Origin of the sequence: Acinetobacter sp. YH16040_T (genome assembly GCF_024605785.1) — a bacterium.
Lineage (GTDB): Bacteria > Pseudomonadota > Gammaproteobacteria > Pseudomonadales > Moraxellaceae > Acinetobacter > Acinetobacter amyesii.
This window is the reverse complement of record NZ_CP094541.1, coordinates 237,547-264,054: the sequence shown is the minus strand read 5'-3', so window position 1 is coordinate 264,054 and position 26,508 is coordinate 237,547. Positions and strand designations below refer to the sequence as shown.

The 26,508-nt window shown below is 42.1% G+C and carries 30 protein-coding genes and 3 tRNA genes; 15 read left to right on the top strand and 18 right to left on the bottom strand.

Annotation, left to right across the window (positions count from 1 at the left end; translation table 11 throughout):
- Positions 1–168 precede the first annotated feature (168 nt).
- Entirely contained in the window at positions 169–789 is a 621-nt protein-coding gene (locus tag MST16_RS01285) for a hypothetical protein (RefSeq protein WP_180010565.1), read from the top strand.
- Between the two features lie 55 nt (positions 790–844).
- Here MST16_RS01285 and MST16_RS01280 read toward each other — a convergent pair whose 3' ends face one another.
- From MST16_RS01280 to MST16_RS01230, 11 genes are all read right to left on the bottom strand, one after another.
- Complete coding sequence (locus tag MST16_RS01280) at positions 845–1,678, bottom strand: GGDEF domain-containing protein (RefSeq protein ID WP_180010567.1); 834 nt, start codon at positions 1,676–1,678, stop codon at positions 845–847.
- Positions 1,603–2,184 (bottom strand): hypothetical protein, encoded by a 582-nt coding sequence (locus tag MST16_RS01275; protein WP_180010568.1) that lies wholly within the window; start codon positions 2,182–2,184, stop codon positions 1,603–1,605. The genes MST16_RS01280 and MST16_RS01275 overlap by 76 nt, the downstream gene beginning before the upstream one ends.
- Before the next feature lie 376 nt (positions 2,185–2,560).
- Entirely contained in the window at positions 2,561–2,839 is a 279-nt protein-coding gene (locus MST16_RS01270; RefSeq protein ID WP_078190480.1) for a hypothetical protein, read from the bottom strand.
- Positions 2,840–2,918: 79 nt separating this feature from the next.
- Positions 2,919–3,668, bottom strand: coding sequence for a hypothetical protein (locus MST16_RS01265; protein WP_111885958.1), 750 nt, complete (start codon positions 3,666–3,668; stop codon positions 2,919–2,921).
- Positions 3,669–3,860: 192 nt separating this feature from the next.
- A complete protein-coding gene (locus MST16_RS01260) occupies positions 3,861–4,388 on the bottom strand; it encodes a hypothetical protein (protein WP_373683023.1) in 528 nt (175 codons plus the stop codon).
- A 193-nt stretch (positions 4,389–4,581) separates the two neighbouring features.
- A complete protein-coding gene (locus MST16_RS01255) occupies positions 4,582–5,316 on the bottom strand; it encodes a class I SAM-dependent methyltransferase (RefSeq protein ID WP_180010569.1) in 735 nt (244 codons plus the stop codon).
- A gap of 105 nt (positions 5,317–5,421) precedes the next feature.
- Complete coding sequence (locus MST16_RS01250; protein ID WP_180010570.1) at positions 5,422–6,147, bottom strand: hypothetical protein; 726 nt, start codon at positions 6,145–6,147, stop codon at positions 5,422–5,424.
- Between the two features lie 30 nt (positions 6,148–6,177).
- Complete coding sequence (locus MST16_RS01245) at positions 6,178–6,618, bottom strand: hypothetical protein (protein WP_257245672.1); 441 nt, start codon at positions 6,616–6,618, stop codon at positions 6,178–6,180.
- A gap of 152 nt (positions 6,619–6,770) precedes the next feature.
- Positions 6,771–6,846 (bottom strand) — tRNA-Phe (locus MST16_RS01240).
- 137 nt (positions 6,847–6,983) lie between these two features.
- Positions 6,984–7,059, bottom strand: a tRNA-Phe gene (locus MST16_RS01235).
- 206 nt (positions 7,060–7,265) lie between these two features.
- Entirely contained in the window at positions 7,266–7,655 is a 390-nt protein-coding gene (locus tag MST16_RS01230; RefSeq protein WP_078190486.1) for a GNAT family N-acetyltransferase, read from the bottom strand.
- Between the two features lie 97 nt (positions 7,656–7,752).
- Between MST16_RS01230 and hisB the strand changes: the two genes are divergently transcribed.
- The 8 genes from hisB to MST16_RS01190 all read left to right on the top strand — a co-directional run bounded on the left by hisB (position 7,753) and on the right by MST16_RS01190 (position 14,242).
- Positions 7,753–8,346, top strand: coding sequence for an imidazoleglycerol-phosphate dehydratase HisB (gene hisB, locus MST16_RS01225; protein WP_078190487.1), 594 nt, complete (start codon positions 7,753–7,755; stop codon positions 8,344–8,346).
- On the top strand, positions 8,346–8,963 hold the full coding sequence (gene hisH / locus MST16_RS01220) for an imidazole glycerol phosphate synthase subunit HisH (RefSeq protein WP_180002797.1): 618 nt from the start codon (positions 8,346–8,348) through the stop codon (positions 8,961–8,963). The genes hisB and hisH overlap by 1 nt, the downstream gene beginning before the upstream one ends.
- A 130-nt stretch (positions 8,964–9,093) precedes the next feature.
- A complete protein-coding gene (locus tag MST16_RS01215) occupies positions 9,094–9,603 on the top strand; it encodes a DUF805 domain-containing protein (protein ID WP_180009276.1) in 510 nt (169 codons plus the stop codon).
- Between the two features lie 229 nt (positions 9,604–9,832).
- A complete protein-coding gene (locus MST16_RS01210) occupies positions 9,833–10,306 on the top strand; it encodes a DUF805 domain-containing protein (RefSeq protein WP_180002795.1) in 474 nt (157 codons plus the stop codon).
- A gap of 177 nt (positions 10,307–10,483) precedes the next feature.
- Complete coding sequence (locus MST16_RS01205; RefSeq protein WP_180010571.1) at positions 10,484–11,149, top strand: 3'-5' exonuclease; 666 nt, start codon at positions 10,484–10,486, stop codon at positions 11,147–11,149.
- Between the two features lie 433 nt (positions 11,150–11,582).
- Positions 11,583–12,347: a hypothetical protein gene (locus tag MST16_RS01200; RefSeq protein ID WP_180010572.1), complete on the top strand. Its 765-nt coding sequence runs from the start codon at positions 11,583–11,585 to the stop codon at positions 12,345–12,347.
- Between the two features lie 193 nt (positions 12,348–12,540).
- Positions 12,541–13,272 (top strand): 1-(5-phosphoribosyl)-5-[(5-phosphoribosylamino)methylideneamino]imidazole-4-carboxamide isomerase, encoded by a 732-nt coding sequence (gene hisA / locus MST16_RS01195; RefSeq protein ID WP_078190493.1) that lies wholly within the window; start codon positions 12,541–12,543, stop codon positions 13,270–13,272.
- Between the two features lie 82 nt (positions 13,273–13,354).
- Positions 13,355–14,242: a DMT family transporter gene (locus tag MST16_RS01190; RefSeq protein ID WP_180010573.1), complete on the top strand. Its 888-nt coding sequence runs from the start codon at positions 13,355–13,357 to the stop codon at positions 14,240–14,242.
- Positions 14,243–14,332: 90 nt separating this feature from the next.
- Here the strand turns inward: MST16_RS01190 and MST16_RS01185 are convergent, their stop codons facing one another.
- From MST16_RS01185 to MST16_RS01175, 3 genes are read right to left on the bottom strand one after another with little or no spacing between them, the layout of a single operon-like run.
- Positions 14,333–14,725: a hypothetical protein gene (locus MST16_RS01185; RefSeq protein WP_078193309.1), complete on the bottom strand. Its 393-nt coding sequence runs from the start codon at positions 14,723–14,725 to the stop codon at positions 14,333–14,335.
- A 39-nt stretch (positions 14,726–14,764) separates the two neighbouring features.
- Positions 14,765–15,391: a DUF1294 domain-containing protein gene (locus MST16_RS01180; RefSeq protein WP_180010574.1), complete on the bottom strand. Its 627-nt coding sequence runs from the start codon at positions 15,389–15,391 to the stop codon at positions 14,765–14,767.
- A gap of 27 nt (positions 15,392–15,418) precedes the next feature.
- Positions 15,419–16,369: a homoserine kinase gene (locus tag MST16_RS01175; protein ID WP_180010576.1), complete on the bottom strand. Its 951-nt coding sequence runs from the start codon at positions 16,367–16,369 to the stop codon at positions 15,419–15,421.
- Positions 16,370–16,479: 110 nt separating this feature from the next.
- Here MST16_RS01175 and hisF point away from each other — a divergent pair, with 110 nt between their 5' ends.
- The gene (hisF, locus tag MST16_RS01170) at positions 16,480–17,241 is read left to right on the top strand and encodes an imidazole glycerol phosphate synthase subunit HisF (protein ID WP_306670495.1); all 762 of its coding nucleotides are present in this window, start codon (positions 16,480–16,482) and stop codon (positions 17,239–17,241) included.
- A gap of 375 nt (positions 17,242–17,616) precedes the next feature.
- Here the strand turns inward: hisF and MST16_RS01165 are convergent, their stop codons facing one another.
- Positions 17,617–18,237: a hypothetical protein gene (locus tag MST16_RS01165; protein ID WP_180010579.1), complete on the bottom strand. Its 621-nt coding sequence runs from the start codon at positions 18,235–18,237 to the stop codon at positions 17,617–17,619.
- A 111-nt stretch (positions 18,238–18,348) separates the two neighbouring features.
- Between MST16_RS01165 and MST16_RS01160 the strand changes: the two genes are divergently transcribed.
- Together MST16_RS01160 and aqpZ are read left to right on the top strand one after the other, a co-directional pair.
- Positions 18,349–19,359, top strand: coding sequence for an AraC family transcriptional regulator (locus MST16_RS01160; RefSeq protein ID WP_180010581.1), 1,011 nt, complete (start codon positions 18,349–18,351; stop codon positions 19,357–19,359).
- A gap of 165 nt (positions 19,360–19,524) precedes the next feature.
- Complete coding sequence (gene aqpZ, locus MST16_RS01155) at positions 19,525–20,211, top strand: aquaporin Z (protein WP_180002782.1); 687 nt, start codon at positions 19,525–19,527, stop codon at positions 20,209–20,211.
- A 97-nt stretch (positions 20,212–20,308) separates the two neighbouring features.
- Here the strand turns inward: aqpZ and MST16_RS01150 are convergent, their stop codons facing one another.
- Both MST16_RS01150 and MST16_RS01145 read right to left on the bottom strand, forming a co-directional pair.
- The gene (locus MST16_RS01150; protein ID WP_180002780.1) at positions 20,309–20,557 is read right to left on the bottom strand and encodes a hypothetical protein; all 249 of its coding nucleotides are present in this window, start codon (positions 20,555–20,557) and stop codon (positions 20,309–20,311) included.
- 117 nt (positions 20,558–20,674) lie between these two features.
- On the bottom strand, positions 20,675–21,763 hold the full coding sequence (locus MST16_RS01145; protein ID WP_078193159.1) for a DNA/RNA non-specific endonuclease: 1,089 nt from the start codon (positions 21,761–21,763) through the stop codon (positions 20,675–20,677).
- Between the two features lie 263 nt (positions 21,764–22,026).
- Between MST16_RS01145 and MST16_RS17485 the strand changes: the two genes are divergently transcribed.
- Positions 22,027–22,743: a hypothetical protein gene (locus MST16_RS17485; protein ID WP_180009245.1), complete on the top strand. Its 717-nt coding sequence runs from the start codon at positions 22,027–22,029 to the stop codon at positions 22,741–22,743.
- 202 nt (positions 22,744–22,945) lie between these two features.
- On the opposite strand, the gene MST16_RS01135 is transcribed toward MST16_RS17485, so the two are convergent.
- Positions 22,946–24,826, bottom strand: a complete 1,881-nt coding sequence (locus tag MST16_RS01135) for a potassium transporter Kup (RefSeq protein ID WP_078193161.1) — start codon at positions 24,824–24,826, stop codon at positions 22,946–22,948.
- 122 nt (positions 24,827–24,948) lie between these two features.
- Here MST16_RS01135 and MST16_RS01130 point away from each other — a divergent pair.
- Positions 24,949–25,039, top strand: a tRNA-Ser gene (locus MST16_RS01130).
- 182 nt (positions 25,040–25,221) lie between these two features.
- Positions 25,222–26,418 carry an integrase arm-type DNA-binding domain-containing protein gene (locus tag MST16_RS01125; protein ID WP_180010583.1) on the top strand — a complete coding sequence of 399 codons (1,197 nt, stop codon included), beginning with the start codon at positions 25,222–25,224 and terminating at the stop codon, positions 26,416–26,418.
- Positions 26,419–26,508 lie beyond the last annotated feature (90 nt).

The window sequence follows — 26,508 nt, the reverse complement described above, 5'->3', positions numbered from 1 at the left end:
CGCTGTTCTTGTTTGTTTTTCTGCGTAACACCATGTTATCCGTTTGTAACATTGGTGGAATATTCACGCAATCAAATCCCTCACTCTGTGCCGTGTAACCTAAGCGCTGTTGATAAGGCATAAAATTTACAATGCCTTATTTTAACTAAGTTTTATAGAGTGATGACTATGAACGCGATCAAAACTACTTTAGCTGTTGCTTTAGTTGCTGCTACAACTTCTGCTATGGCAACTACTGCTGTAGAACAAAAACCTGCGACTGCTGTTGAAGCTGTAAAAGCTCAAGCTGCACAAGCGAAAACTGCAACTGTAGCTGCTGCTCAAGCAACTAAAGATGCTGCTAAAACTCAAGTGGCTGTTGCAGAAAAAGCGACTCAAACTAAAACTTTAACAGTGAAAGAAACCACTAAAGCAAAAACTGCTGACATGAAAAAAGCAGTTGTAGAAAAAGCAGCAGCAACTAAAGAAACTGCAGTTGCAGCAAAAGATGCAACTGTAGCAAAAACTGTAGCGGCTAAAGACGCTGTTGTTGCGAACACTGTTGCAGCAAAAGACGCGACTGTAGCAAAAACTGTGGCAACTAAAGATGCTGTCGTTGCAAAAACTGTTGAAGCAAAAGATGCAGCTGTAGAAAAAGCAACTGATGCAAAAGAAGCTGTTGAAACTAAAACTGAAGAAGTAAAAGCTGAAGCGAAAAAAGACTGCGCTAAAAAATGTGCAGAGAAAAAAGCTGAAGCAGCTAAAGCTGAGAAAAAAGGTTTCTTTTCTTGGTTCAAAAAAGCAGCTTAATCGTTGATTAAATGCAAAAAAAAGATGCCTTCACGGCATCTTTTTTTTTGCCCATTTAGACTGCAATACTGCTTTCTGACAACGGAATAATCTTTTGATAAACAAACTGATTTTTCCCTTGTGATTTCGCCTGATATAGGCAGGCATCGACATGTTGTAAAGTCGTGGAGTAATTGGACAAACTCAACTGTTGAAACTTGGCCAAGCCCATACTAAAGCTGACATCTAGCCTTAATTGATCTTTTCGAAACGGCACATGTTCGCAGCGTTCCAAAATTGTTTCACACAACATTTTACCCTGCTCCAAATCGGCACCTTCGAGCAAAATTAAAAATTCTTCACCGCCCCAACGACTAATAAAACTCGCGCGTGGACTACAATTTTTTAAGATTTTTGCCAAATGCACCAAAACACTGTCCCCCATTTGGTGTCCATATTGGTCATTAATTTTTTTAAAATTATCGACATCGAGCAAAATGACACAGCCTTTATCAACCGCACCCTCTATAAATATTTGTTCTTTAAAGGCATGGCGATTTTTCAGTCCCGTCAACTCATCGCAAAAACTTACACGTTGCAAAGCCAAATATAGACGTTTATTTCGTGCATACAGCTCACAAATAAACAGAAAAATGATCAAATAAATACCCAATGCCAAACGATAAGAACTGATCCGCGAGAGCATATGTACCTGTGCATCCGACCAATATTCCCCAGCCAATGGCATGGCACCATACCAGCCACAGATCAGCGTCATTAAGCCAATCAGCCAGCAAAAGGTTTTGAAGTCATATTTGATCGCGTAGTAACACATCAATAAAGGCAAGACCATGCAAGCATAGAAGATCTGATGGCCAGTGCCACGATCAGATAGCCATAATCCACCCACGGCACATTCATCCAGCGCTGAACACCAAACAGTAAACACACCACAGCCAAACTTGTTGCAAATTGCTCTAGAAAATAATCAACAAAGGCAAAGTATTGGTTGTCCATCTGAAAGCACGCCACAAACAAGAGACTGCCTGCAAAAGCACTCACGATACTCGGAACAGCTAACATTAGGGTTCGCTTAAAGCGGCGTTTTTTTAAATGGCTCAGCGCTAAATAGGCTTTAATAAATACCCAAATCTGAAATGCCGAAATCGCACACAGGAGAAATTTATCTTCTAAGATTTTGGCAGGATCGACCATCAGCGAAGCCACAAAGATCGCACTAAAAGCATAAAGCACGATCAGTAAATCGTGACTTAAATGCTTTCGCATTAAAACCATGCCATAGGCAGCGAATGCATTTACCACCCAAACAGGGCTAATGAATAATTCATAGGTATAGCCTATCGACACCAATGAAACCGCACATATGGCAAGCCATAGCAGTATTAATTTTTTCATACGCTAAAAAAATCGTCTCTAAAAATGGCGATAAACCTTTCATTCAAAGCCAATCGGTCTAAGGTTAGAATTTTTGCAAGTTCAATACAGCTCAGCTTCTTATGAGTTATGGGCTGCTGGCTAAAAAGTTATGTTTAAATTTTCGGCGTATTTTAAGTGATTTAAGTCACACTATTGGTTGATAGTTGTATTAAATTTGCAATTTAAACAATCAAAGACTGTTTTAAAGCCAATGTTTTTTGCGCCATTCGTGCTAGTTCGGAACTCAGTTCCCAAAATGATGCTCGATAACAACAAAAAAGCCATCCGCTAAAGGATGGCTTTCACTTGCATAACATGTCTCGAAGTTGTGCTGAATAATTTGAATGAAAAGGACTTATTTTAATATTTGTAATTGTTCCATCAACCAAGCCATGTATTTATCTTGATCCATAAAGTCAGGCGCCGTCCCTGTATCCAAACTATAAAATTGTTGATTAAATTCAATCACAATCTGTTCAGTCAGATGCCAATCTTCAATCATGCGAAAATACTGACTGAAGAAAAAACGGTTCTTGCCCCAATTGTTTAAACTTTCCAAACGTGGATATTGGCGGTTCGCGATAAAGTCGATATAGACCTGCTGAATATCATCAAAAATCTGAATAGCTCGCATGAGCATGGACCTCTATATGATGTAAAACCTTGCTATAAGCCACTTTATCGCGCAATTTTGAAAGAGAGATGACAGTCAGTTAAAGCTTTTGTTTCAACTCTGAACGGTTCTTTTGGCGGATCTCATCCATTTGTGCATTGAGCGCTAACATCTCTGTATAAAGCTGATTAAACTGCTTTAAAGGCGCATCTTCATAGAACATAAATAATTTATTTTTCTTTTCCCATTTATTGGCTTTCAGCACAGCAAAGAGCTCATCAGCCTTCGCCAAGCTTTGCTTTTCTAACTCAAATAAAGCATGCGACTCATCACTATCACGACTGTCTCTTAAACTCTGCGCAATTTGCTGACGAAACACCTGTTTGACCGCCAACTGTTTGGCCTGCGCTAAACCATTTTCCTCTTGCTGTGTGGTTTTTTGTTCATAAGCATCGACCACTGCATGCACCTGCTGCAGCATTTGCTCAGTCTCTTGATATTGGTTTTTTTTATCTTTTAATAAGCGATCGATATCGAGAAATTTATCCCAATTCAGTGCTTTAAGATCACGAATATATTGATTCCGTGCTTCTGCACGCTGCAGCATTTGGCTCAAAATAAAATCCGACATGATTTTATAATCCCCCGTTAGCCGTGCATCTGTCACATTGAGTTGTATCGGCTCTTCCCAGTGCTGAGCTTGCTGAAAAATTTGCTCGGTTTTTTCACGCAAAACCGTTTCATAGGTCGAGAGTTGCACAGCTTCTTTTTGCTGTACTGAATATTGATAAAACATCCATCCAAAGACCAATACCGTAGCACTGGCCAAGACAACAAAGATACGCGGCATAATGAGCTCCGAATGCCCTTTTATTCAGTTTAACCAAAAGTTTGAAGATTGACGATAAAATAGCCATGCTTTTTAAGAAGGCTATTTGAAAACATCAATGTAAATAGACTTAAATTGCGCATGCCATCAAAACGAAAATTCATGGATAAAACATGAATTTTCGCCTTCAATGTACTGTAGAGATGTATTCGATTATGGGGTCTTAATCGGATTGGTATTTAACTGACGGTCGATGTTTCCGAGATTGATTTGCTCACGACTGATTTGCACATTGGTCGCATTACGGTCAATCCCAAAGGGTTGCAACATAATATATAAACCATTGCGTGGGTCAGAAGACTGCAAACCTGCGGCAATATTTAAAACATGCTGTTGCATCAAAGGCGATAAATTCGACATATCTGGCACTGCTGTGGCAGGTAAGATATCAATATTTGACACGATTGTTGCATCGACACCTTTGTTTTGAGTATCACGCTCAAGTTGCATCACCCGTTGCTGTAAGGCTTTACGGCGATCCACCTGCTCTTGATACTCAACAATGCCCGTCTCTGCACGCATTTCACGCTCTGCCATAATGGTTAAAGCAGGCATCTGAATAGCTTGTTGTTCGGTTTCATCAGCTTTTGTAGTGGCTTTTTCCGCAGCCAATGTACTCATAGCCGTCATTGCTGCACTAACAAAAACCAAAACGGAAACAGATTTAGGGAGATTCATCATGTTCATTCCAAGAGATTTAAAAATAGAAAATTGAAAAAATTTACACTGCTATTATTGTACAACAATTAATCAATTCACTGGATTTAACCCCGACAAACGGCAGGATAGCACAGCTAGTTTAAACCTCACGTTGCTCATTCTGGACTTGAGATATCATCCTTTACCTATCTGCATTACCACTGCTTTTTCTTTTTTATACTGTTCCAATTCTTAACAGCACAGGAAATGACAAAGCAAACTCTTGCTGCGGATGACGGCTAAAGAAGTCGTGCAAAGCTGCACATGGTTGAAGTATCGGATGTTGCTGTTGATAATGTTTTAACCCAGACCATGTTTGCAAATAGTCCAAAATTTGCTGTGAACTCCACCTGTAATTTAAAAACAGCTGAGGTGTCGCTAACTCCTGAAATGGAAACGGAATACTGCGATATTCTTCGTCGATGTAACAACGTTCAGCATCCCAATAGCCTTTTAACGTGACAAAATACAGATCCTGTAAAAGCTGGTTCAATTCCGCGTGTTCAAATTGAATCAGACCATAACCCACAATGGCGATATGACCTTGGGGTTTCAATACGCGTCGTACTTCTGCATAAAATGCAGCAAAATCGAACCAATGAATCGCTTGCGCGACTGTGATTAAATCCGCTGAATGGTCGGCAAGCGGACAATGTTCGGCGCTAGCTTGCTCATAACGCACATTATCTAAATTGGGTGCTTGTGCCAATTGCTCAGCACTCAGATCTGTCGCTAAAACCTGTTGAAAATAGGGTGCCAAACCTTTGGTAAATTGACCTGAACCTGCACCGCAGTCCCATGCCAGTTCACGCACGGCAACATGCTGCAAGATGCTATCGACGACTTCAGCAGAATAACTTGGACGTGCTTGTTGATACAGCGCACTCCCTGTAGAGAAAAGATCTTTCATTGCGGGGATTCATTGGTTGTTTTTTTATCACTTTAATCGAATTTTTAGGGTCGGAAACTAGCACTTAAGTCATAGCTTCAGCGATAAAATTTGAGCTTCAAATATTTACTCAATCACATGCTGTATATAAAAACTGGTCTGCGCAATCGGGCTTAATTGATCATTCATTTGATAATATTTCACATCATAATGACCAGTTTTCCATCCAGTCATAGGATAGAAACTCACCCAGTTTTGTTGCTGTTGCTCACTGACTTTGCGTGGCGTAAAGAGCAGCACTTCACCGCTATCACGATGCGTCCAACGCACCATGACTTGCGTATTGTTTGGAACTTTACCCAAGGTATCAAAATGTGCATATAGCGGCTGTGTGACATAGATTTCACGAGGTAAAACCTGATCTACATCTAACTGTGATTGTTCTGTCACATAGGCCTGCCCTGCCAATCGCTGCTGCGGATCATTTTTAGCTTGCAGAAACTCGTCTAACATCTGCTGCGCAAACTGTTGCTTATTTTGAATCCCTGCAAAACTGTAATTGGGAAATGCCTGCTGTAAATATCGCCCCAATTGTTGATCTGAAGTCTGCTGAATAATGCTCTTTAGCTGACGATGTTGGCTTTTGAGTTGTTGCTGTATATCTTTAGAATGAGGTTGATCCGAGGCATCTTGATCTAAAGCCAAGAGTGCCACAGGATTACTCGTCGCCAAAGTTACAAGCGAGTGCTCAGGTGGCGGCGACGTCAAGCTTGGTTGGTCATTCCACGATGCCGCAATATAGCCCAGTGCAAAACAGAGCAGTCCAATCGCCGCATATTGAAGTCGCTTCAACTGTCACTCCACGAATCTATGTTCATTTGATTAAAGCCTACAGCGGAGCACTTCTGTGCCGACAATATATTCACCAGAGCTCATCGTCGTACCCGTGTTAATCACCTGATTTAAGCTAAAGTTAGATCCAACTTTTAATTTAAGCAGACCATTATCACATGCTGCAGTTATTCTGCTGCCCGATTTCATATTGGATACACAGCCCGTTTTGGTCACGGCAAAAATTGTTTGCCCTGCGGAAATACTGGTGCTGCATGATGCTGTGATTATTTTATCGAGCGATGATTCACAAGAAGAACAATTGCCATTATCACAAAGCGCTGCTGCATTTTCACTTTTACATTCATAGGTCACACCATTTTGAATAATGGTTTTAGAATAGGAAGAATCGACATTACTGCCGCCCCCGCCACCACATGCGCTCAGCAAGACACTCATACCGATCAAAACAGGAAATAATATTTTCTTCACAACCTTAACCCTTATTTTTTAATAATTTTCTTATAGCTATTGGGCTCATCATCTGGCATGGATTGTAGCAGTTAAACTGTGCGAAATATCAACACCTGAAAAACAGCAGACGAAAAAAAACCTCAAACAATGGTTTGAGGTTTTTTCGAATATGGTGGCGAGACCCAGGATCGAACTGGGGACACACGGATTTTCAATCCGTTGCTCTACCTACTGAGCTATCACGCCGATGCGGTGTATTAAGCCGCATCTCAGTTAATTAGTCAATCATATTTATAAAAATATTTTTCGTATGCATATTTTTTAGGCAAAAAAAATCCCTGATGGGATCAGGGATTGATAAACTGAAAAATCAGTTTTGAATATGGTGGCGAGACCCAGGATCGAACTGGGGACACACGGATTTTCAATCCGTTGCTCTACCTACTGAGCTATCACGCCGATGGGGCGTATTAAACAATTTCAGTCTCATGGCGTCAAGCATCCGTTGCGATTTTTTATGCAAATGTTTATTTTTAAATCAATATTTCACATTATTTGCTTATTTTTTGAGTGATTTCAAATTTTCACAGCTGAAACCACTGTGACGACAACGTATTTATCCAACAAAAAAGCAGCTCAATGGCTGCTTTATATTGGAGGGCAGGTTATTCTGCCGCAGTAATTTTTCCAATGTGTGCCAAACAGCGATGGATCGCGCCACAACCTGGTTCAAAAGTTTTCACCCCTTTTTCTTCTTCCATACGGGTGGCCTCACTGACCAAGCGCTCTGCAACACCACGCCCACGATTTGCAGGGTGTACCACAATATATTCAAGGGTTTTGCTTTCACCTTGGCCTGTACACCAAATCGCGCCAATCAATTTTGTATTAAATTCTGCAGTATAAACTAAGGTATACTGAGCTAAGTTCTGCTCAAGTTGTTCAATCGCATCGGAACCGTCGCTAAACTCAGGGCTGGTGTCATACAGTCGCTCAAGCTGGCTGCGCACTTCATCATTTTCCAAAGAAGTATAGGCATGTACGGTAATAGGCATTGATAAACCCTCCTGAGCAATCTAATATGCGGTGACTTTTCGTCACAGCGAAAATATTTTTACATCAATCATTTTGACGTATTTGAGGAACGTGTCTATGACAGATCGTATCAGTGAAGTGGTAAGAAACACCAACGAAACCAAAATTCGAGTTCGTGTGAATCTTGATGGTACTGGTCAAGGCACTTTAAACACTGGTGTTCCATTTTTAGATCATATGATTGATCAAATCAAGCGACATGGTCTGTTTGATATTGATATTCATTGTGATGGCGATCTTGAAATTGACGATCATCATACTGTAGAAGACTGTGGGATTACACTGGGTCAAGCCTTTGCGCAAGCACTGGGCAATAAAAAAGGCTTACGTCGCTACGGTCACTTCTATGCGCCACTTGATGAATCACTGAGTCGTGTCGTGGTGGATTTATCTGGCCGTCCGGGTCTTTGGATGGATATTCCATTCACTCGCGCGCGCATCGGGACTTTTGATGTGGATCTTTTCTCTGAATTTTTCCAAGGTTTTGTGAACCATGCGTTAATGACGCTGCACATCGACAACCTAAAAGGTAAAAACAGCCACCACCAAATTGAAAGCGTATTTAAAGCCTTTGCCCGTGCATTACGTATGGCGTGTGAAGTTGACCCGCGTGCCGAAAATACTGTTGCGTCTACCAAAGGAACATTGTAATGACCCGTATTGCCCTTCTTGACTATGGCATGGGAAATCTTCACTCAGCAGCAAAAGCCCTCGAACACGTGGGTGCAACTGTTGATGTCACCAATGATCCTAAGCTGATTGCACAAGCAGATAAAATTGTGTTCCCCGGTGTGGGAGCAATGCGTGACTGTATGCAAGGCATGCATGATGCAGGCATTGATGATGTGGTCCGTAAAGCGGCATTTAATAAACCTGTGCTTGCGATCTGTGTCGGCATGCAAGCTTTAATGCAGCATTCCGAAGAAAATGGCGGTGCAGATGCATTGGGTATTTTTGAAGGTTCGGTTAAACGTTTTCCTGATGTAGAGGGATTAAAAGTGCCGCACATGGGCTGGAACCAAGTGCATCAGGCAGACCCTAGCCACCCGATGTGGAAAAACATTGAGCAAGATGCACGTTTCTATTTCGTACATAGCTTCTATGTAGAGCCGCAAGATTCAAGCATTGTCGCTGCTACCTGTGACTATGGTTTGGAATTTTGTACCGCAATTCACAAGGAAAACTTGTTTGCGACACAATTTCACCCAGAAAAAAGTCATACAGCCGGTCTGCAATTGCTGAAAAACTTTGTGGAATGGGATATTTAAAATTCCTTCACCGCAAAAAAGCCCGCTCCTTGCGGGCTTTTTTGTACTGTTTATTTTTCATCCTTTTATTTTCTACATATTCATTTTAGAATTTGCCTACTTATAAAAATACCAAAGCCTAGGAATAATAATGAATACCTTCACATCTGACTCACCGACCCAAGCCAGTGGTCGCTTTAGCCGGCGCGCATATCTTGCATGGAATCTACTTCTCGGCATTATTTTTACGCTAATTGCTGTTGTAGTCGGCCTGCTCATACCCGGTGCGCAAAATGCGTTGACTGAGGGTGCAATGTCGACGCCACTCATGATTATTTTCTTTATCATGTATGCCATCGTCATTTATTACAGCGTCATTTTCTTAATCCGTCGTTTACATGATCGTGACCATTCTGGATGGCTTGCACTGCTGATCTTAGTTCCTGTAGTGAATATATTATTTGCGCTCTATGTGTTATTTGCACCGGGTAATAGCGGTAGTAATAGCTTTGGACAACCACGCCCGACCAAAGGCTGGGAAACCGTGCTGGCTGTTTTGTATATCGTGGTGTTTATAGTCGGGATACTTGCTGCGATCATGATTCCGTCTTACCAAAACTATGTGATCCGCTCTCAACAAACCACGATTCAACAACAATAATGATAAATCATTAGATGCCGCCGAGATCGTCCTAAACAGCAATACATCTACTCAAACAAGCTCACACAAGTGGGCTTTTTTTGTACTTTACCTTTATAATCAACGCGCTTTTTTGGTACAGGATCAAATCCTGTACTTTTTCACATTTTTATGTCGTTTTTAGCTCAATTTTTTGCGGCTAAAAATGAATGATAACAATACTTTTTACGATAATTTAAGATCATTTAATATGAATAATTCACCCAATATTAACTCTGGCTGGAACCGTGACGGTCGCTTTAATCGCATGTCATTTATCGGTTGGAATGTCTTCTATGGCCTCATGCTAAGCATACTGATGCTGCTGATTGTCAGCATGATGCCCAATACTCTCAATGCCCTAATAGCTCACGCTGAAAATCCAATGACGCAAGTGATTGGATTTATCCTAAATGTTTTAATGCTGATCCCTTTGATGATTTTTTCAGTGCGTCGTCTGCATGACTTTAATCTCTCAGGCTGGTTTGCACTCTTAGAGTTGATTCCGTTGCTCAATATCGTCATGTGCATTGCGCTGATGCTCATCCCCGGGTCTGCAAATGCCAATCAATATGGTGAGCCACGTGAATCCAAAACATGGGAGGTGGTTCTCGCCTTTCTCTTTATCGGTTTATTCTTACTGATCTTGGTAAATGTATTATTTACTGCGCGTTTTCTATTTTAAGTCGTCACTGACTTTAAGCCTATTGGTCACTGTCTTTAAGTCCTCTCATCACTGTCATAGCAACGCGCTATGACAGGCAGGTGAGTCAAAGGCTCATGCTCAACGCCGCATCTCGGTATTTGCATTTCCCTACTAAACGCTCTAGGCTGCAACAACAAGCCTTTGAATTAAATCACAATGACTGATGCTCTACCGACACCTATTTTGCCAACAAAAGAACAGATTAAAAATTTTCCATTGTTCCAAAATTTAGTGCCAGAGCAGATCCATGTCATTCACAATGCAGAACAATGCCAACACTGGGCCGATGAATTGCAGACGACTGCCTTATTCGGTTTCGACTCTGAATCTAAGCCGACTTTTCGTAAAGGTGAGGTCTCTACCGGTCCACATTTAATCCAACTTGCGACGGCGCAACAGGCGTGGTTGTTTCAAATGAACGAATGCACTTGGGATTTTTTAAGACCAATCTTGAGTAATCGTGATCAAATTAAAGTGGGTTTTGGCTTAAAAAATGATGCGCATTTATTTCGTAAAAAAGGCATCGAACTGAATAGTGTATTGGAACTCTCCAAGTGCTTTGCTTCTTTTGGCTTAAGCCAACCCGTCGGTTTAAAAAATGCCATGGCACTGCTTTTTCGTGTGAATTTTCCAAAATCTAAATCGGTCAGCACTTCGAATTGGGCCAAAAAGCGCTTAAGTCCGGAGCAAATTCGTTATGCCGCTGCCGATGCCTATGCCCCTGTTTTGGTCTTTGAAGAATTATTACAACGTGGCTTATTGCCCAAAACCATTCCCAATACTTCTCTCAAACTAAGAATTCGTCCGCACATGAATTTATAAATCCTTAATTATTTTAATGATTTAATTTATATTCAGCGATGTAACCGCTCTGTAACTGGATATTGCCCCAATCTATGGCATGACCAAGTGCAAAGATCGGCTGAAGAGTGCCAATGAATTTGCAGTTTATTTGCACTAGAGATTTAAACAGTACGTTATTGCCTTAAAAATAGTCACAGCACAGTCTAAAAACAATAAAATCGCACCTTTTAAGTACATTTATATCTTTGATTTAACTCATTTTAATTACATTAATATACATTTATATTTTTATTCAGCTAAGGTTTTGATCTCTCTGGGTTTTCTAGCAGAATTACATGATTTATCTCCTTCTTTCTATACTTTCATAATTTGTTTTCATCAATCTCCTTTTGCTAAAACAAGTCTGCCAAATACATAACACATCATAATTTAAAAGCTTGGAGAACCTGACATGTTGAACTTATTTACAGGAAAAATCAGCGGTGTACTCAGCCTGACTTTACAAGGGATCAGCAAAGCGGTTGGACTGGTTTTAAATACTGTTTTGGATACAGTAGACAGCGTATTAGAGACCGTAAGTAGCTTAACAGCGCCCTTAACGGATGCACTGACTGAGCTTCCGCTCATTGGTGGGACCATCGAAAAAGTACTCGCGGTTGAAAATCAGTTGGTCGGCACCTTAGGTGATGGCTTACATGCGGTAGCTGATCAACTGGCGACCGGTGATCTTCTCGGAGGTGTACAGACCGCTCTCAATGGCGTAACTGGTGTGGTCGGCCAAACCGTGACGGAAGTTGCAGGTTTGGTTGATCATCTCAGTGGCGTGGCTGCACCAATCACAGATGTACTTTCTGACCTGCCATTGCTGGGCGGTCTATTGGATGCAGTAGGCGAAACTACGGGGAATTTAACAGGCTTGTTGGCTGAAACGGGCGACTATGTAGCCAGTATTAATCCTACCGAATTATTAACATCCGTCCTGAATGATCCATTAGCAAGTGTAGGTGGTGTCGTGCAAGATGTTTCAGGCACTTTAGATGCCTTACTGGATGACATTGCACCGATTACATCGATTGCCACTGAACTTCCTGTGGTCGGTGATCTCGTTCAAGTGGTCGGTGAAAGTACCACAGCCCTCAATCATGGCTTGTACGATGTCGGTAGCTTACTTCAGTCCGTAAACAGCGATTTATTACAAACAACCGCTTATGTTTAATGACTAAAAACGCGAATACACAGCGCATTTTTTTAGACCAAGAATAAAATCCAATCCTTTATTCGCACTAGCCTGACACATGTCAGGCTTTTTTAATTCATCAATTCTGATATTAGCATTTAGTGAATAGCCGTTTATTTGATAAGATTAGGCACAAATTCATTCTTAATTTGATTGAGCAAGGAGCGAAAGCATGCTGATCATCCCTGCAATTGACCTGAAAGATGGCAAATGTGTCCGTTTAAAACAAGGTCGTATGGAAGACGATACCGTATTTTCTGACGATCCAGTGGCAACTGCACAGCATTGGGTAAATGAAGGCGCGCGTCGCTTACATTTGGTAGATTTAAACGGTGCTTTCGCTGGTACACCGATTCATAAGCCTGTGGTTGAAGCGATTGCTAAAGCACAGCCTGAATTGCCAATTCAAATTGGTGGTGGTATCCGCTCTCTTGAAACCATTGAACACTACCTTGATGCAGGCGTCTCGTTTGTCATCATTGGTACAAAAGCGGTAAAAGAGCCTGAATTTGTTGAAGAAGCGTGCAAAAAATTTGCAGGCCATATCATTGTCGGTATCGATGCCATGAACGGCATGGTGGCAACTGATGGTTGGGCAAATGTCACTGACGTGAAAGCGACTGATTTGGCAAAACGCTTTGCAGATGCCGGCGTATCGAGCATCGTCTACACCGACATCGCACGTGATGGCATGATGCAAGGTGTGAACGTTGAACAAACCGTTAACCTTGCAACGTATTCTGGCTTACCTGTTATTGCATCTGGTGGTGTGACCAACCTTGACGACGTGCGTAACTTAAAAGGCCAACCGGGTATTTTAGGTGCGATTACCGGTCGTGCAATTTATGAAGGCACATTGAACCTTCGTGAAGCTCAATTACTGCTTGATCAACAAAGCTTATAATTTACCCGAGCAGAAAAGAGGTCTTCGGGCCTCTTTTTTTATTTCTCATTTTTATTTCCCCTCTTCGAACAATCAAATACACATGTCAACCGTCCAATCTGCTTGGAAAGCCAAGTTTCCGCAGCTCGCACTCATCCTGATTACCATGATTTGGGGCGCCAGTTTTATCACCGTGCAATACGGTTTAAATTTTAGCAGTCCAGTGCTGTTTGTCGGTCTACGTTTTGCCGCAGCTACACTGGCTGTGAGTCTGTTATCGCTCAAATATCTTAGACATTTTTCTCAATATGATGTCATTGCGGGCGCAAGTATTGGCGCGGTAATTGCAATCGGCTATGCGACGCAAACAGTCGGCTTGCAAAGTATCAGCAGCAGCGAATCGGCTTTTTTAACTGCGCTGTATGTACCGCTGGTTCCGATTTTTATGTGGCTCTGTTTTCGGCATAAACCACATGTGATGACATGGCTAGGTGTAAGTTTGGCTTTTGTCGGTTTGGTCTTTTTAACGGGTAATGGTTTTGGCGCTATTCAGCTCAATTTTGGACAAATCATTACGCTGCTCGGTTCGATTGCCATTGCCTTTGAAATTATCTTGATCAGTTATTTTGCACCCCGCGTCAATCTACGCAGAGTGACGGTTCTACAATTGGCATTTGCCTCACTGTTCTGTTTTTGCTTTGCTCCAATGGTAGGTGAAACCACATTGCCCAAATTTGAATGGCCATTAATCGCTGTACTGTGCGGATTGGGGCTGGCCAGCGCCGTGATTCAACTGGTGATGAACTGGGCGCAGCGTATGGTTGATCCTGCACAGGCGGCAATCATCTATGCAGGTGAACCGGTTTGGGCCGCAATCATTGGGCGACTTGCGGGTGAACGCTTAACACCGCTCGCTCTCATTGGCGGACTGTGTGTTGTTCTGGGTGTGATTGTGAGTGAATGGCGGCCGAAATGGTTAAAGAAACGCTAATTTCTGCATCCTCTATTAGATCAAAAAAGCGGCCCATACAGCCGCTTTTTTGATGCCAAGATTTTTATGCCAAAAAGTTCTGAACTCGCATTAGTCATACATCGGTCTGTTGTCATTGACACGAATTAAACCTTTAATCGCGCGGTACACAATCCATAACCAAGACAGTCCGATCACCGTGACACAGAAGGTACTCGCTCCCAGTGCCACACCCGCAAAGGCATTGGCATTATTGCCGGTAAAGAACAGAAAAATAAAAGGCACGAAAGCAATGATGTTCCAAATGAGATACCACCAAAACGTACGGATCTGCCAAATGAAATGGCTTTCAAAAATCGTGCCTCGGACATCACTGCGTTTGACGTAATTAATAATCAACGCGAGGACCGCAAGCAAGCCGGCAGAAAAAATCGCCACAATATAAAGAATATACAAAATAATCGTGAGCAGGCGGTTTGGATCTTTATCAATGGAATAATTCATTTCGCTCTCCGTCATGATGATTTTGCGGATCATTCCACCCTAAATATGTAGGATATTAAATGGTGAAATTAGCCATAAAATCAGTAATATGTTAAAGGCTATAGTACAGAAATATATTTTTCGAAATGGTTGTTTTTGTGTTTTATGCCGCAAACGTTGCTGAGCCAGCCATGCCGCCGGCCACCCACCTAAAAAAGACAAAAGATGCAGTGTATTTTCTGGCACACGTCGGTTCCCCATTTGCGCAGCTTCTTTATCTTGAGCATAGAACCAATAGGTCAGGACATTAATAATACTCACAAAAAGCAGCACCATGCCACTGAGTAAACCCGCCACAGATAAGCCCGCCAAGGCTAGGATATACACAATGCACAAGATTTGCATCGGCTGTGCCTGACGCGGCATCTGCACCACATTTTTTTTATTGGGGCGTTGTGTAGCTTTGGTTTGTGAGGCTTTTAAATAATGCACTTGCTGCGCACGAAAGCGTCCGCGTTCGTCTAAGATCACAGCATAATCCAACGCGCAGCCCACGATTGGTCGTGGGCCGGGACGGGAAAAGTCTTTGATGTGCAAAAATACGCGATCTTTGGTGCTATCGTTCGGTTGAATGAAGCCGTAGCCTTTGTCATCAAACCATTCTACTAAGCGTCCTTGATCACGCATGCTTTTCCCTCTCGTTGTTTTTAAAATTTATGCTGTGACGAATTTTAATCGTTCAATCAGCATATTACGCATTTCAGCAGGGTTTTTCTGCAAAATATCATCCCCTGTACGGCCTTCTGCCGCATTTTTCTGTGCCACCTGTAAACGCATCATCCAGAAGCGACCCGCCGCCATCGCCAAATATAACTCTAGGCATGATTTTTCATCTGCGGTTAATGGACGCACGCTTTCATAGGCATTTAAAAAGGCAATGGCTTTGTCTTCATTCAAATGTACATCCGGATATTCAGTACAAAAGTCATTTAAAGTAATAGCAATATCAAACAAGAGTTCGTCTTTATTTAACTCATAAAAGTCTAAAATGCCGTTGAGTTGATCGCCTTCAAATAGAGTATTGTCACGGAACAGATCAGAATGAATAAAACCAGTAGGACGGTCTGGATACATCGCCGTTAAGATGTCATATAAGCCCAACAGATTGTTAAGTAACGTGGTATCTGCTTCATTTAATGTTGGACGTATATTACGTGAAACTTGTAACCAATAAGCATGATCACGATATTCTGCACGTTCCAAAGGGAAATCTTGTAAAGCCACATGCATTTTCGCTTGGGCTACAGCAATCGCTTCTGCTTGCGCTAAGCTCGCAGGCATGGGATGGTGACCTTGCATGCGTGGCGCAATTTGTGCAGGTTTATCCTTTAAACTATGAATCGCTTTACCTGAATGATTCAATGGTACAGGCACAGCTAGACCAGCCTGCCCCAAGTGTTCGAGGACAGGCACCAATTCCCCTGCACCTTGCTCGTCCATCTCTTCAAAAACGGTTAATACATACTGCGTGCCATTTTCGCAAACAATAAAATAGTTGGTATTTTGAATACCGCCTTGAATCGGAATCAGGTCAATCACCTCCAGTCCATAAGGTGCTGCAAAATCCTGAACTTCCTTTAAAGTCAAAGTGGTATAAACCGACATAGAAAACCTGCGAAAAAACTTACATATTTTTGATAGAATAACCGCTCCGACTACTAAGGTGTAGCATCTAAGTCGCGAAGTTTCATAATCGGCTGTTATTTTTGGAAAAAATTATGCTTGCTAAACGTATTATTCCTTGCCTCGACGTGGACAACGGTCGTGTAGTGAAAGGTGTTCAATTTCTTGATATTCGTGATGCAGGCGATCCAGTTGAAGTTGCACGCCGTTATAACGAACAAGGTGCGGACGAAATTACCTTCTTAGACATTACCGCAACCTCAAATGGTCGTGATACCACTTACCGTACGGTAGAGCGTATGGCTGAGTCTGTATTTGTGCCATTAACAGTCGGTGGTGGCGTGCGTAAAGTAGAAGATATCCGCCTGTTATTAAATGCGGGTGCGGACAAAGTTTCGATTAACTCTGCGGCTATTTATAACCCTGAATTTGTACAAGAAGCCTCTCAGCGTTTTGGCGCACAGTGTATTGTGGTTGCTATTGATGCGAAAAAAACCGGCGACAATAAATGGGAAATTTTCACCCACGGTGGTCGTAAAGAAACCGGTATCGATGCCATCGAATGGGCGGTGAAAATGGCGGACTTCGGTGCAGGTGAATTATTAGTAACCTCAATGGATGCCGATGGAACCAAAGCCGGTTATGACCTTGAACTGATGCGTAATATCAATGACCGTGTGACCATTCCAACCATTGCTTCTGGTGGTGTCGGTAATCTACAACATTTGGCCGATGGCATTTTAAAAGGTGGCGCAGATGCAGTTCTGGCAGCCTCTATTTTCCACTTTGGTCAACACACCATTCCTGAAGCGAAAAAATATCTAGCAGAACAAGGCATTGAAATGCGTCTTTAATTGATTCATTTTCAATGAGGATTGAAAAAGAGCGATGATTCGCTCTTTTTTTTGCTTTGGAATTTTCGATGCAACGCCATTCATTTGTAGCAGAGCATCGCCCATGCAATTGATTTACTATAGACATAAAAAAAGGAGCCTTGTCGGCTCCTATAAACCAAGAAAAACTACAGCACTTGGTCTGATACTTAAAACAAATGAAAAAATATACATAGCAACTTCATCAATCAACTCGTCGTGTACAAGCCTTTTGATCATTTAAATATAGGGCATTTGCACTGCATTTGATTGACAGTAGATTCATAATTTATTGACAAATTGCGACAGCTCAATTGAATGGCAAAGCTAGTTGTCAAAACCCATGGTGCGTTCATATTAGACCGTTTCAAGAAGTGCAGCTGGCTTTTCACGCTCAGCGACCCACTTTGCAGGAAATACCCGATTGACCCAGTGTGACAATGGTTTAGCAATCGCTGTCGGCAGTAGCACACCCAATGGGTTCTGCTCCTGTAATTTCGCCGAGGAGATCACTCGAGTCCCTAAAATATAGTCAAACCACGGCTTAGTCACACACCAATTGGCATCCTGATTTGAATTCATATGGTGGTCATAGTGCCATGGAATCTTTTTCATCGCCCACTCTGGCTCAAGATGTGCGCGACGATGGATATAATAATAATTCCCTGCGCAATACAGCACAGACAAACTCATTCCTTTGGAAATGGGATAAAATAACGGCGTAAATACACCTGCAACTATAGCCAAAGATATAATTTCATTTTTCGTGCGCCAGTTCTGTACACCTTCAACATAGCCATGATCATGAAAATCTGTTTTTCGAACTTCACGATGATGTTCCCAATGTGATTTCATGCTTTTCGGTACTGGACTAAAACGTGGCTTGCCTGACCGATGTGTCCCATGCAAAACATATTTATGCGCGAACCATTCAAAGGCATTGGCGACGACCAACCCTGCAATAAAACCTTTTAACATGACCAATATCTCCTTTTCTTAGCTCCACTATAGGTAATGAAAAGGGCTAGATATTGACCGTTTTTTTTAATATTATTGACAAAACACGACAAAATTTAGAATTAAAAAAATATGCAACAACTCAAGGACTATACAGGATCAGTCTATGGAGGACTGGGCCATTTGCTCTATGCTTATCACCAAGCTCAAGGCATTGCTATTCCTGAAAAATTGAATAAAGTTCAAAACTTAGAGCGTTTTGATTATGCCATTTGGCGTGATTTATTGATGGATTTAGATCAAAAGATCCAAAAGCCGGCGCTGGGTTTAGAAATTGCAGAACATGTGCAACCCAAACATATTGGCATTATTGCGTATATTGCCCTGTCCTGTGAAAACTTGGGCGAAGCGCTGCTCCGCTACCATGATTTTCATCGCTTAATCTTCGATGGCAGTCCATTGCTGATTGATATTCAAAATGATTTTTTCTCGATCGGTTGGAATGATTTACCCATGAATATGGCCAATCAATTGACCGATGAAATTGCGATTGCCTTAATGCTGCAGTTTCTAAAATTATTCATGCGTTTTGAAGATATCAATTTACACGAAGTGCATTTTCATAATCCTGCACCGAAAAATGTCGCTCAGTATGAACAATATTTTCGCTGTAAAGTTCGATTTTCCCAAGAAAAGTCGAAGGTTATTATTCCCATTCAAGAACTGTCTCGCCCCTTTTCCCAAGGCGATCAGACCTTACAAAAACTGTTAATGCAACAGGCACAGTCTTTATTAGAAAAACTGCCGAATACCACGCAAATCGACCAACGCTTACAGCAAGCCATCTTAATGGGTTTACAAAAAAATCAGTTCCAAATTGAACATGTCGCTACTCAACTGAATCTGTCCGTCCGACAATTACAACGCCATTTACAACAACAAGGCAGCACCTATCAGCAACGCATGCAGGAGGTCCGCTGTATGATGGCTGAAGAATTTTTAAGAGACCCACATTTAAGTTTGCAAAAAATTGCGCTACTGCTGGGTTATTCAGAACAGAGTGCATTTCAACGTGCTTTTAAACAATGGCGAAATTTAACCCCACAGCAATGGCGCTTATCGCAAATTGAAGCAGCAAGTTAAAATGTGACGCAGTTATCATTTTATATATTGTGATTTTCAGCAAAATCCATTAAAGCTATGCATATTCAATAAATGAATAAAACAACACTTCACAACTATATTGCACTCATGCTGAGTGAAAGATTGAAAATCTATTCCAAATGACAAAAACAAATGGAATTTTAAATGAATAAATATTTAGCAGAACTGATCGGTACGTTTTGGCTGGTCTTTGGTGGTTGTGGTAGTGCGGTCTTGGCTGCGGCCTTTCCTGAACTTGGCATTGGCTTCGCAGGCGTGGCACTGGCCTTCGGTTTAACGGTGTTAACGGCTGCTTATGCGCTGGGTCATATCTCAGGGGGACATTTTAACCCTGCCGTGAGTATCGGCTTGTGGGCCGGTGGTCGTTTTGAAGCGAAAGAACTAGCACCCTATATTATTTCTCAATTGCTGGGTGCAACCCTCGCCGCATTTATTCTATTCATCATTGTACAAGGTCAGGCCGGATTTACAGGAGTCGGCGGTTTTGCCACCAATGGCTATGGTGAATTATCTCCAGGTAAATACTCTATGCTCTCAGCGTTAGTCATTGAAATTGTGCTGACGGCTGGCTTCCTGATTGTGATCATGGGAGCAACGGATAAACGTGCCCCTGCTGGATTTGCCCCAATTGCGATCGGTCTTGCGCTTACATTGATCCATCTGATCAGCATTCCCGTCACTAATACTTCGGTCAACCCAGCGCGTAGTATGGGTGTGGCATTCTTTGCTGAAACTGCTGCGCTATCACAAGTTTGGCTATTTTGGGTAGCCCCAATCATTGGTGCGGTGATTGGTGCGGTCATCTATAAACTGATGGCAAAAGACGAATAAATAGAAGAAGACACCATAAAAAAGCTCACAATCTGTGAGCTTTTTTTCATTCATCCCGAATTGAGCTTTGCTTCCTTCGACGGCCGATGACACAGCTTTAAAGAAATGGATTTTCTACTTCGTTTTCTTCACCGCCCTGCGCTATTTTTTCAGCTAAGTTGGTTTCTGCCTCAAGCGTGGTCACCACATCATTGAAAAATGCCTGTAAAGCTTTCGCTGCAGCTAAACCTGCTTGGTCTTTCGTCACCTGTAAATTGCCATAAATATTAATTCGATCTTGGCCATTTTCTAGTGTTAAGTCATGAATTGCATGCGACGCAGTGTCATTTTCAAATGCTTTGAACATGATGGATATCCTTGTTTTTTGTTGTAGTGATGCAGCAATAGAAATACGTGAAAAAGATTTCAACTGCAAGCAATGATCCTCTTCATCGCTCGCAGTTCAGCGCTATTATCTACTCAATTATTTCAAAATCTGTAGCAGATATTGCAGAATTTCTTCAATCAATTGTTTGACCAAGGCATCTTGATTGTTGTCATTTTCACTGCTTGCCATGGATGTCTCTCCCACAGAACCACCACTCGATTTAAACTCTTTTTGCAAACTTAAAATCTTGTCTTCTGCGACATCTGCAGCACACTGGCTTTCAGCATCCCAATGCAAATAAGCGATATCTTGATTTGCTTTTACTTGGGTGGCTTTGAGTGGCAAACGGTAGGTATTACGCTTTTGGTCTTCAGTTAATTCTGGAAAGAAATTAATTCCAGTCAGTTCTTCTAGCGCACAAATACTCATGACTTTGACTGTCGGTGCCGTATCACGCAAGGTATTGTCCGCATAGTACACGCCTGCAACACCTTTTTTCGGCAAATAGATCGCCTTATAAGTAGCGGTCGGCACGATGACCCCTTGCCCGATGGTTTTTAATTTTTTCGCACTATATACCGGCCCCGTTACCACATAGACATCTTGCTTTTGTTTGGTCACTATCGCCCGTGTGGCTTCTTCTAACTCACGCCACACTTGCTGATTATTTTTTGGAGCTTGCGGCACCATATTGGCCAAAGAAAAACTATCTAACTGCGCAGCTTTATTGGGCATATCGGCATTTGGCGCCATGTGTCCACGGTCATAGCCTGAAGATTTATAGTCTGACAGCAAAGCCCGATATTCAGACGGCACGCGAGTCTCTTCATGAAAGTTATCTTCACGCGGAATTTTTTGACTCAGGCGTGCGGGGGTTAATGCTTCTGCAACCCAAAGCGGTGTCTTGGATATCCCTGAATACATGACATTAAAGCCATTAAAACACAGTGGAAAACTGTTTTTATGTAGGCTTTCACGGACCAAATAAGGTGGCACTTCACGATAAAATTGGTCCAAACAGGCGCTATTTGAAGTGCTGCTCATAGAAACAAGTTGTTGAATTTTTTCTTGCCCGAAAGCAATAGCAAAGCTTCCTGTTGCCACCAGACCCAACAGCACTTTTATGCCATTTTGCCCAAATAACTGTGAAAGTGGATTTGCTGAATTGCGTTTCTTTTTGACCATGACTTACAACAATGACTTCTAAAAGGACTATTTTTCCGCAGCTTAGCAAGGGTGCATATTTTAGTACACTTTTCTTTTTTAATTTGCTTAACAATCACACAAATATTGTTTAACAAAGCAGCAGTTGATGTAACTTTATGTCGCAGTTGTGCAGGTCTTTATAGGAAGTCATGAAGCAGTTGCGTATGTTTCATTGAATTCGCCTCAAGAATTATGACAAGGTAAAAATACGAAAAATTGCGATAAAAATATACGGAGTGACTATGCATTCTAAAATTTTAGGTTTAGGTTTAATTTCAGGTTTAATGAGCGCAGCAGCATTTGCAGAGCCGCCGATTCAACCCGGTGACACTTTAGAAAGCTTGTCTAAAGTCAAAATTGTGACCACTGTGAATGGTCAACCCGGTTCTATTCAGGACTTGGTATCAAGTGGTCAAGTTCAATTGCTTGAAGCACCTGCCGGACAAGTCAATGCCGCTGCAACAGAACAGCCCTTAAACCCTGAACAGGCTCAGGCAAACCAAATCGATCCGAATGCCCCTGCAGTCCCTGCAAATGCTGAACAAGCGGCGACTGAAGCGGAAAATGCACTCGCAAATGAACAGCAAAGTGTAGCAGCTGTACCTACAGAGCAGTCTGTGCCAACTGAACAAACGGCAGTGGCCAATCCACCCGAAGCCACGGTAACTGAAGCACCTGTGGAAACAGCACAGCAAGCACCTGAAGCCGTAGCAACGGATGCCAATGCTGCACCCGTCATTGCCTCTTCTGCAGAAGCGCCAGTCAATGCCGATAGTGCATCAGCGGCATTGCCTGAAGCACCTCAAGCACAGCAGGATGCTTTTATGGCAGCACCTGAAACTCAAAGTGCAAATCCTGCAGACGCATCAATTCAAGCCAACCCAGAAGCACCTGTTGCTGACGAAGCCATCCAAGCTGCGCCTGAAGCCTCTGCAGATGTAGACGCGACAATCAACTAATCAGCGTATTTTCAAGGATGAAATAACGCAACATGTTCATTCTGTTGCTTTGCTCGCATACTCCTCCCAAGAAAAAGCAACAGAATGATCTCTATGTCTTTGGACTAAAAAGTTTAATTATTACAGATAAAAAAAAGCCAGAATTGATCTGGCTTTTTCGTGTCTAACTTTTAAATCTATGCCTAAAAGTTCAATCTACGTCTTAAATTTCAATCTGACTGCCCAACTCAACCACACGGTTGGTTGGAATTTGATAAAAATCGCTGACTGGACTGGTATTTCGCTGCATAGAGATAAACAGCTTTTCTCGCCAAGGTGCCATGCCTTCACCCAAGGTATGAATAATACGGTCTCTGGAAATAAAGAAACTGATTTGCATTAAATCAAATTCAAATCCCAATTCACGATACGCATGCTCCAAAGCGGCAGGAATATTCGGCTGATCTTTAAACCCATAAAACATCGTGATTCGATAGAATCGATCATCTAGTTTTTCCGTGATCACCCGCTCATTTTCGGGTACAAATGGCACATCTCGGGTGTTGACCGTAACCATAATATTGCGTTCATGCAGAACTTTGTTGTGCTTAATATTATGCAACATGGCATGAGGCACGATCTCAGGCGTTCCTGTCAAGAATACGGCATCACCTGGAACAAACTTGGTTTCACTACCCATGCTAACACTGCGAATAAACAGGTCAATAGGCAAAGCATCTTTACCGAGCCGATTGAGCACCAATGCCCGTCCATCTTTCCACGTCATTAAAATCGTAAACAATACCGCACCAATCAGGATTGGAACCCAACCGCCCGCTGCGATTTTTAATGATGTCGATGCAACAAAAATCAAATCAATCAATAAAAATGGAACTGCAAAAATCGCCACTTTCCAAACCGGCCAACGCCATAAACCATAAGCTAAAACTGAGATCAAAATCGTACCGCAGAGCATGGTCATGGTCACAGCTACGCCGTACGCACTGGCCAAATTCGCACTGTTTTCAAACAGCAAGATCAAGATCAGCACCGAGATAAACAATGCCCAGTTAATAAATGGTAAATAAATCTGACCACGTTCAACTTCAGAGGTATGTTTCACTGTCAAACGCGGCAAGTAACGCAATTGAATCGCCTGATTGACCATGGAGAATACCCCTGTGATCACCGCTTGAGAGGCAATCACCGCGGCCGCAGTTGCCAAAGCAATCATTGGATACAATGCCCATTCAGGAATCAGCATATAGAATGGATTGGCTAAAGCTTCAGGATTACGCAGTAGCAAAGCACCTTGACCCGCATAGTTCAACAGCAAGCACGGCATCACCACAATAAACCATGCCAAGCGGATTGGGAGTCGGCCAAAATGCCCCATATCGGCATAGATTGCCTCACCACCCGTCATCGTCAAGATAACCGCACCCATAGTCAAAAATGCAACATAAGGCTGCTGAACCACAAAATTGAAGGCCCAATGTGGACTGATCATGGTCAACACAAATGGCGTTTGCGAAATACTCCATAGTCCAAAACCACCAATGGATAAAAACCACATGAGCGTTAAAGGCCCAAAGAATTTACCCATCGTGCCTGTGCCATGGCGTTGCACTAAAAATAGCCCCGCTAAAATACCGATCGATAAGGGTTGCAGCCATTGGTTAAACATCGGCGTCGCAATACTTAAGCCTTCAATCGCGGATAACACAGAGATTGCGGGGGTAATGATCCCATCACCAAAGAACAAAGATGCCCCAATAAAGCCAAGGGCAATCAGGTAGATTTTTTTGTTTTCGGCAATTCGTGTGGTTCGTAGATTCAAGGCCAACAGCGACATAATACCGCCCTCGCCATTGTTATCTGCGCGCATGATGATGCTGACGTATTTAAAACTAATCGTCAGCATGATGCACCAGAAAATCAGGGACAGAATACCCAGCACAGACGCTTCGCTAATCGCCAAGTGTGCTGTGAGGAAACATTGGCGCAGCGCATATAATGGGCTCGTCCCAATGTCTCCGAATACTACGCCCAAAGCTGCCAAGGTGATGGCAGGCAATGCGGCTTTTTGTGCAGTACTTTGCATATAATTGTCTTCAATTTAGACAGGATTTTTGCGAATCATAGCACCGCTCAAGATGTTTTTGTCTAATTCAATTGTTTCTCTTGGCAGAATATATTTTTTTCGCTATTATCCACCGCGCAAAAGGTGAAGTGTCCGAGTGGCTGAAGGAGCACGCCTGGAAAGTGTGTAAACGTTTATAGCGTTTCGAGGGTTCGAATCCCTCTTTCACCGCCAAATTCAACTCTTATGAAGTCCCATAAGGTCTAAAAAAGCTTAAATCTAAAGGGTTTAAGCTTTTTTTTTACGTCTTATACAATCTACTTGATCTATTGCAAGCTTGATGCAGTTGGGGGTATAACTAGGGGTATAATATTTTACCCCTAAAATTATACCCCCAATTCTGCGGAATTATTGCCATGCTTACAGATGCTCAAGTCAGAAAAATAAAACCTTCAGAAAAGAAAACTAAATACTCTGACGAAAAAGGTATGTATCTAGAGGTCACTCCTTCTGGAGGAATGCATTGGCGAATGAAGTTTCGTTTGAATGGTAAAGAGAATATCTTCAGTATTGGTACATACCCTGAAACTACGCTTGCACAGGCTCGCCGTGCTAGAGATGAAGCACGATTAAAACTTAAAGATGGGATTAATCCCAATAAAGAGAAAAAGCAAAAGAAACAACAAGCCGATGAAAGCATTCTTTTCAAAGCGCTTGCTATGGAGTGGATGGAGGATCGTAAAACTGTTATTAAAGAAGGTACATATTTACGTGACCTATCTGTATTTGAAAAAGACCTGTTCCCTGCTTTAGGTAATATACCTATTGATCAGATTAAAGGAAAAGATGTCCTTGCTTGTGCTAAGCAAATTGAGGCACGTGGTGCTCAGGAGATGGCTAAACGCTCTATTCCTTTAGCTGGGCGTATTTTTCGTTATGCGATCCGTAAAGGACTCATTGAGAATGACCCTACACCCCACCTTCAAGAAGCTCTCAAGCCACGTAAAGTAAAACATATGGCTCGCCTAGATATTTCTGAGTTTCCGCCTTTCTTAGAACGGATGGATCGTTATCACGGCAATATCTTGGTTAAGACAGCTTTACAGTTTATGACTCTAACATTTGTAAGAACTGCCGAGCTCATTAACATGGAATGGAATGAGATTGATTTTGATAATCGTTTATGGAGAATTCCAGCTTATAAGATGAAAATGGCTTTACCACATATTGTTCCTTTATCTAGGCAGGCTATTGAATTACTCAAAGGGTTACAGCCCATTACTGGTAATAAGCAATTTGTTTTTTATAACCACAGTACAGCTAAGCCTCTGAGCAACAACGCTCTGTTAAGTGCGATTCGCACCATGGGATATACGGGAAAAATGACTGGTCATGGCTTCCGTGGACTTGCATCTACTACACTACATGAGCAAGGCTATATGCATGATGCAATTGAAATACAGTTAGCACATACTGTCGGAAATGCCGTCTCTCAAGCCTACAACCATGCACAACATTTAGAATATAGAACTAAGATGATGCAGGAATGGTCAGACTTTATTGATAGTTTGAGAAACAAAATAGTGCCTTTTCCGAAGCAAAAGATAGGGTAAATAGTCTATGCAATAGGCTAAATTTTTGGGCTATTTTGCAACCATGATATTTTTTCTCTTCAAAACTTCTAAAAGTTTCTATAGTAGGCT